This window comes from Streptomyces sp. NTH33, assembly GCF_003236365.1.
In the GTDB taxonomy this organism is placed as follows: domain Bacteria; phylum Actinomycetota; class Actinomycetes; order Streptomycetales; family Streptomycetaceae; genus Streptomyces.
Map to the genome: position 1 here is coordinate 1 of NZ_POTZ01000332.1, position 7,777 is coordinate 7,777.

4 protein-coding genes are annotated in these 7,777 nt (G+C 76.9%); all 4 read right to left on the minus strand.

Annotated features, from left to right (window positions below):
• Window positions 1-2,698, minus strand: a 2,698-nt coding sequence (locus C1I97_RS26185; protein WP_441349153.1) for an FtsX-like permease family protein, incomplete at its 3' end; no start/stop codon positions are given.
• Window position 2,699: 1 nt separating this feature from the next.
• A complete protein-coding gene (locus tag C1I97_RS26190) occupies window positions 2,700-5,981 on the minus strand; it encodes an ABC transporter permease (RefSeq protein ID WP_111005625.1) in 3,282 nt (1,093 codons plus the stop codon).
• A gap of 163 nt (window positions 5,982-6,144) precedes the next feature.
• A complete protein-coding gene (locus C1I97_RS26195; protein ID WP_111005626.1) occupies window positions 6,145-6,549 on the minus strand; it encodes a globin in 405 nt (134 codons plus the stop codon).
• 104 nt (window positions 6,550-6,653) lie between these two features.
• The gene (locus C1I97_RS26200) at window positions 6,654-7,769 is read right to left on the minus strand and encodes an FHA domain-containing protein (RefSeq protein WP_111005628.1); all 1,116 of its coding nucleotides are present in this window, start codon (window positions 7,767-7,769) and stop codon (window positions 6,654-6,656) included.
• Window positions 7,770-7,777 lie beyond the last annotated feature (8 nt).

The window sequence follows — 7,777 nt, forward strand, 5'->3', positions numbered from 1 at the left end:
GCCCCGTCCACCACGCCTGCCCGACGGCGACCCCCACCGCCAGCAGCAGGACCGCCGCCGCGGGCAGGGCGAGGGACAGCGGGTCCGTCCGCAGCGGGTTCTCACCGGCGGACGCCGCCGTCGACGGCAGGGCGACGGCCGTCAGGTCGATGCCGGAGGCCAGGAGGCGGATGGCCGCCCAGCCCGTCAGCGCCCCACCCGCCGCGGCGAGCAGGGCCTGAGGGAGCGACTCCAGGACGAGGAGGCGGCGGCCCTGGGCGCGGGTGAGGCCCATGGTGCGCAGGCGGGCGAGGAACGCGGCGCGTTCGGGCGCGGCGCGCAGCAGGGCGAGGAGCAGGGCCAGTACGGCGTACCCGGCACTCGCCGCCACCGCCGCCGTGTAGACGGTCTCGGTGCCGGACTGCAGGGGCGAGTCGACGTATTGGCTCCGTTGCGCCGAGCGCAGTTGTACGGACGCGGACTTGCCCACCGCCTGGCGCAGGGCGCCCGCGTCCAGGTGCTCGCCGGTCAGCAGCAGCGTGCTCGTCCCGGCGGTTGCACGGCCCAGCCCGGCCCGGTCCACGACCAGGAAACCGGTACCGATCACGGCCGGGGTCCGGTCCCGGACCACGGTGATCCGGACCGTCACCTCGGTGCCGTCGCCCAGCCGCACCGGGAAGGGCCGGGTGCCGTACGTCGCGGCGACCGACGGGGAGGCCAGCGCCGGCAGCGGGGCCCGGGAGCCGGCGTCGGCCGGCCGCCGCAGCCGCTCCGCCGGGAAGGCGCCGAGCCCGGTGCGGTCGGCCAGGGCCGCGTACTGCGTGGGGGTGACGCCCGCCAGCGGCACCTGCCTCAGGTTCTCCCCCTCCTTGGCCCGGTGGTCGAGGCTGACCTCGGTGACGTCCCGTACGCCCGGTGCCCGGCGGACCCGGTCGGGCAGCCCGGCCGGCAGCGCGTCGGCTGCCTCGACACGGGCGTCGGCGCCGACCGCGAGGAGGGCCGCCCGGTCGCGGGCGTCGGCCACCCCCGCCAGCACCGAGCCGCCGAAGGCGGCGGTGGTGAGCGCGGTCAGCAGCGCCAGCAGGGGCAGCACCGGCGAGACGGACGTACGGCCCGCGCGGGCCAGGGACAGATGCCCCACCACCCCGCGCGTCCGGCCGGACAGGCGTGTCAGCCGGCGCAGCGGCCACGGGTACAGGCGGACCAGCACCAGGGCCGCGATCACGCCCACCAGCACCGGAGCCAGCGACACCAGCTGATCCCCCGACGCACCGGCGTCCGCCGAAACCCCGCGCCGCCGCAGCGCCTCCACCGCCCCCGCCGCGATCACCAGCAGCGTCAGCTCGGCGACCGTACGGCGCCGGGAGGGACGTACGGACACCGTGTCCTCGCGCGGCCCGTGGACGCGGACCACGCGGTGCGCCGTCGCCGCGCGCAGCGGCAGCGCGGCGCAGGCCACGGCCGTGACCGCGGCGGTCGCGACGACCGCGGGGAGGAGGCGGCCCTCGGGGACGGCGAGCAGGGCCGCACCGAGCCCGAGCGCCCCGGCGGGCACGGCGACCACCGCCGTCTCCGCGAGCAGCCGGCCGGTCAGACCGCGCAGGGAGGCGCCGCGGGCGCGCAGCAGGGCGAGTTCGGCGCGGCGGCGGTCGGCGGCCAGGCCCCCGGCCATCAGCAGGACGACGGCGGCGACCGTCGCGCTGCCGACGGCGGCGACCGCGACCAGCGGGACGATGCCGGACCTCAGACCGTCGTAGGAGAGGAGCACGTCGTCGAGGTCGGTGCTCGCCTGTGTTTCCGGGTCGGTGGCCTCGCGTACCTGCCCCAGGCCCGGCCCGGACGCCAGGGAGGCGACCGCGGACTTCAGGCCGTCGAGGTCGCGAGCGTGCAGGGCACGGGTGTCGGGGGCCACCTGCCAGTAGGGCGCGGCGTACCCGGCGGTGCCCAGCAGCGCGGGGGCCGCCTCGGGCGGGAGCAGCAGGACGCCGAGCCAGTACTTCGGCGGGTCGGGCTCGGGCGAGGGCACACGCATCAGGTCCGGGGTGCGCAGCAGGGGCTGCGTCGACCAGTACGCGCCGTCGGGCTCGCGCGGGGTCAGGATGCCGGTGACGCGGACGGCGAGCGGGGGGCGGGACACGGCGGGCACGTGGACGACCGAACCGACCTCGATGTGCATCTTCCTGGCCGTCTCCGCGGTCACGGCCGCCTCCACCTCCGCGGTCGCCGCCGTGACCCCACCGCTCGCCCGCGGCAGCCGGCCCGCGCGCACCGAGGAGTGCGCGGCCAGTCCGCTCTGTGCGACGAGGTGCACCTTCGCGGGCAGTCCGCTGGGCCGGGAGAGCCAGCGGTCGGGGACGGCGAGGTCGTTGCGGGTCAGCACTCCGTACGCCGACTGGCCGGGGTCGGCGGCGAGCGGCCGTCGGACGGTGTCGAGGACAGCGGCGTACTGGCGGCCCACGGCCTGGGGGAGCAGCGCCTGTTCCCGTTGCCGCTGAGGGAGTTGGGGGCCGGGCTGGGGGGCGTACATCAGCACGGTGGTGCGTTTCGGGGTCGCCCGCTCCACGGCCCGGGCCAGGCCGGCGTCCTCGTACCGGTCGAGCGCGCGCGGGAACGCGGCGGCCAGGCACGCGGTCAGCGCGACCAGCAGGGCGAGGGCGGCCGCGGCACCCGGTGCGGTGCGCAGCCGCACCTGTGTCCAGGCGGGAGCGACGGGGGTCACCTCACTCACCTCCGCGGTCTCGAAGGGACACCGCCGGGTCGGCCCGGCGCAGCGCCAGGACCGCCGTGACGACGAGCGGTGCGGCGGCGACGGCCGCCAGCAGGACGGCCACCTGGCCGAGCGGCAGGTGGACCAGCACGGCCGGCACGGGTTTCACGGCCTGTCCGGTCAGCATGATCAGCGGGATCACGGCCCGGGTCAGCACGGTGCCCAGGGCCACGCCGGCCATCAGCGCCAGGGCCACCAGCACGCCTTGTTCGGCGGCGAGCGTCCGGGCCAGTTGACGGCGCGGGGCTCCCAGGGCGCGCAGTACGGCGAACTCGGCGTCCCGCTCCCTGAGCGACCCGGCGACGCTCACCGCGAAGCCGACCGCGGCCAGCGCCGCCGCGACCACGGCCGCCGCGGTGAACGCGGCCGCGGGTCCGGCGCCGAAGGGGTCGTCGCGCAACTGGCCGGCGATCTCGTCCCGTACGACGACCTGCGCCGGGTCGATGTCCGGCAGGGCGCGCAGGGCCGCGGCCACGTCCGCCGCGCGGTGGGCGTCGGTGTCCAGCCACCACTCGGTGGGCGCGACCCGGTCGCCGTAGCGGGTCTGGAGCAGCCGGTTCACCGAGCGCAGGTCCATCAGCAGGCCGCCGCCGTCGTGCGCCGCGTCCACGGAACCGCCCTGCCCGGGGACGGCCGCGGTGGGCAGCGCCCGTACCGGACGGACGATGCGGACCGGGACGTTCCGGCCGCCGAACGTCACGTCCACCCGCTGTCCCGGACGCGCGCCCACGGAGTCCAGGAAGCGGTCGGTCGCCACGGCCGCGATCTCCTGCTGCGCGGGCTGGGCGATCTGTACCCGCAGGGTCAACGAGGCCGCCGTCCAGCTCTGCTCGAGCGGCAGGTAGCCGGTGCCGTAGGCGACGGTCAACGGGCGTGCGGAGGTCACGACCGGCTTGGTCGGGGCAGTGTCGCCGTCGGGGGAGGAGACGGTGCCGGTGCCGGCCAGGACCGCCTTCCAGGCCGTCGGCAGCGACAGGTGCCGTACCGTCCCGTCGGCGCCCGTGGCGGTCACCGCCGAGACGGTGAGGCGGTGCTGCTCGGCGCGGTCGGCGGGCTGGAGCATGCTCAGGTCGAGGCCGGTCAGGACCAGTGGCTCCGTGGTGGCGGGGAGGTCCAGGTCCAGGGTGCGGGAGCGGCCGTCGGTGGTCAGCGTGCCCAGCGGCATCCGGTACGGGACGCCGTAGCGGTCCTCCACGGTGACCCCCATGTCCACCGATGTCCCCGTCCCGGAGATTTTCAGGCCCACCGCCAGTCCCAGCCGGGTCGTGCCCGCGGGCAGCTTCAACCCCGCGGTGGGGCTCTTGGGCGCGAGCTCCGCGAGCAGGGGCCGCACGGGCCCGGACGCCAGGTCGGGGCGCATCAGAACCACGTCCGCCGCGCGGGTGGTGTCCAGGGCGAGGACGGTCGCGGTGCGGTCGCCGGCGAGCGGCAGCGTGGTGCGCACGGCGGGGGCGGCGGCGCGGACGTGCGGGACGGCCGCGTACTGCTCGGTGCTGCCGAGGTCCCCCTCGCCGGCGGCCAGCAGGCGCACCGGCGCGCCCGCCCGGAAGTCGGCCTGGTCGTCCTGCGAACGGTCCCAGGAAGCGCCCTGGCCGATCGCCAGCATGCCCAGCGCGACGGCGAGGACGAGCAGCAGCACCGGACCGGCCCCGCGCGTCGGGCGGCGGCTGAACTGCCAGCCCGCCAGCGCCGCCGGCAGTCCCCGGCCCCCGGTCGCACGGCGCTCGGCCAGCCGGGCCACCGGCGGCAGCAGCCGCAGGGTCAGCACCGTCCCGGCCAGCAGGGCGAGCGCGGGCGCGGTGACCAGCAGCGGGTCGATGCCGAGCGTGCCCGTCCGGTCGCTGTTGACCGCGCCCGAAGGCTGCCGGTCCAGCTGCCAGTACGCGACGGCGGCCACCGCCAGCAGTCCGAGGTCCGCGCCCGCCCGCAGCGGCGCGGGCAGCGCCCGGGCCCGCCGGCCGGCCGACGACGACGTGAGCGCGGGCAGGGTCACCGCCAGCGCGCAGCCCAGCGCCACGGCCGCCGCGACCAGCCACACCCCCACCCGCCCGGTCGCCGAGACGTCCGGGTGCAGCCCGATCCGGGCCAGGGCGCCCTGGCCGGCCAGCAGTCCGGTCAGCGGCCCGGCCAGCAGCGGCGCGCACACCACGGCGGGCACGGCGAGCAGCAGCGCCTCCGTGGCGGCGAGGCCCGCCAGCCGGGCCCGGGAGCCGCCGCGCGCCCGCAGCAGGCGGGTCTCACCGGCGCGTTCGCTGCTCAGCAGCCGGGCGACCAGCAGCAGGGCGTGGCCGGCGAGCAACGCCAGGAGGAGCGCGGCGATCAGCAGGGTCGAGCGGGCGACGAGCAGGGAGCGGTCGATCCGGTCCAGGACCTCGGGCAGCGAGGTGGTGACCTTGGGTGTGCCGCCCACCTCGGCCGTCTTCCGCAAGGAGGCGCTGCCCTCGCGGACCGCGTCGCGCAGTGCCTCCATCCGGTCGGTCGTCAGGGTCGAGAAGTCCGCGGACGCCTGCCACGCGCTCTGGCCCGTGCTCACCTTCCCGCCACCGACGACACCGGGGTCGGCCAGCAGCGGCCCGTACGTCGTGAAGTTGACCTTGCGCACCCCGCGGCCGCCCAGATCGTCCAGCTGCCAGTACGGTGCCCCGGCGTCCACCGGCCGGTACAGTCCGGTGATCCGCACGTGGACCTTCGGGCCGCCGAGCCGGTCGGCGAGGGCGAGCCGGGCGCCGGGCTCCAGGCCCAGGCGCTGCGCGGCGGCCACGGGCAGCGCGGCCTCGAGCCCGTCCGCCGCCGCCCTGCCCGGGAGACGGCCCGTGACGAGCCGGACCTGCGTGGGGTCCAGGGCCGCGAAGTACGTCAGGTCCGGGTCACCGGACCTCTGCGCCGGGGGCTGCAGCGAACGGGGCAGGCCGTACGGGCCGGACCGCACCAGGGCGCGTACGGTGACCGGCAGTCCGTCGAAGGCCGTGCGGGCCCGCTCGCGTACGGCGGCGCCGGCGGCCTCGGTGGCCGCGCGCCCGGCGGGCGGGACGTCGGTGTGGACGACCAGGGTGGTGTCGGCCGCGTTGCGCGGGTCCCGCAGGGAGTGGCGCAGCGCCGCGTCGCCGATCGCGCCGGAGTACGCGGTGAGCGTCGCCAGCACCGCCGTGGTCAGCAGGACCGTGAGCAGCGCGGCGGCCAGCAGCAGCCGGTGCGCCCGCGCACGCAGCAGGACGAATCCCGTGAACCCCGCCACCCGGCTCCCCCCGAAGTTGTCCGGACCTCCGGGCGATGCTTTCAGAGCGGACGGGGCGGAGTAAGCGTTCGTGAACCGAGATTGATCGGATCGTGACCGTATTCCGGCGCGGAGTGACCGGAATACGGGACTCGGGGAACGAGGAGACCGACGAGGAGGAGGCTCAGCCCGGTGTGTTCACCATCGACGCCGCCGCGTACGTCAGGTAGTTCCACAGCTTCTGCTCGTGCTCCGGCGACAGGCTGAGCTCGTCGACGGCGACCCGCATGTGCCGCAGCCAGGCGTCGTGCGCCGCCCGGTCGACCCGGAACGGCACGTGCCGCATCCGCAACCGCGGGTGCCCGCGCCGCTCGCTGTACGTCGTCGGACCGCCCCAGTACTGGATCAGGAACAGCCGCAGCCGCTCCTCGGCCGGACCCAGGTCCTCCTCGGGGTACATGGCCCGCAGCTCGGGGTCCTCGGCGACCCCCTCGTAGAAACGGTGGACGAGCCGACGGAAGGTCTCCTCCCCGCCGACCTGCTCGTAGAAGGTCTGCTCCTGAAGCGTGCCGCGCCGAATCTCATTCACGCGTCCATGGTCTCAGACGCGGGGACCGAGGGCCGGAGACCTAGGACCCGGAGCCGGGGAGGGCCGTGCGGCCGCCCCCGGCGTGGTCCGGTGGACAGGGAGTTCTAGCCGCGCCTGATCGTGATCGTCGTCCAGGCGCCCACGTGGACCCGGTCGCCGTCCTGGAGGGGGACCGGGACGAAGGGCTGGATGGGGTCCTCGGAGCCGTTGACCGTGGTGCCGTTGGTCGAGTTCTGGTCGACGACCGCCCAGCTGCCGTCGGACTGCTGGACCAGCACCGCGTGCTGGTGGGAGACGCCCGGGTCCTCCGGCGGCACCGACAGGTCGATGTCGGGGGTGTCGCCGGTGGAGTGCCGGCGGCGGCCGATGGTGACCTGGTTGCCGGTGAGCGTGCGCTGCTGCTCGGGCGAGTACGCGGGCAGGTTGAGCCCTGCGGCCTCGGGGCCGGAGCGCTGCATCATCGCCATGAAGTACTCGCGGTCGGGGCCGATCGTCGCCGTCCAGGTCGCCGGCTGCTGCGGCTGGTGCGGGAAGCCCGGGCCGGGCGGGGCCTGGGTGGCGCCGGGCTGCGGGTAGCCGTAGCCGCCGCCCTGCCCCGCACCGGGACCACCGGGGCCGGCAGGACCGGACGGGCCCGTGGCCGACGGCGGGGAGATCACCCAGTCGTCGTCACCGCCGAAGGAGGGGCCGCCCGACTGGGGCCGGCCCGTCTCCTGCGGGAACCCGGGCGGGGCCGGCGGACCGGCCTGCTGGAACGCCTGCGGGGCGCCACCAGGCCCACCGGGACCACCAGGCCCACCGGGACCGCCGGGGTGCGGCGTCCCGGGCGGCGGCGGGACCTGCCGCGACGGGCCGGGGCCGAAACCCGAGGGGCCGGGGCCGCCGGGGCCGCCCGGTCCGCCGGGGCGGCCCGGGGGCTCGGTGCCGAAGGGCGGACCCGGTGGGATCGGCTCGGCCGGGCGGTTCACCTGCGAGGGCCGGGAGCCCTGGTACTCGTAGGAGTCGCCGCCGAAGGGCGGGCCGGGCGGCTGCGGGAAGCGGGGAGCACCCGGACCGGGACCCTGGCCGGGACCGGGACCGGGCTGGCGCGGCGCGGCCGGGGTGTACGAGGTCGCCGTGTTCGTCAGGAAGTTCCACCGGCACTCCTCGCAGAACGGCGCGGCGCCCTCACGGGGCGTACGGCACTGCGGGCAGAGCTCGGGGTCCGGTACGGCGGACAGGCGCGGGT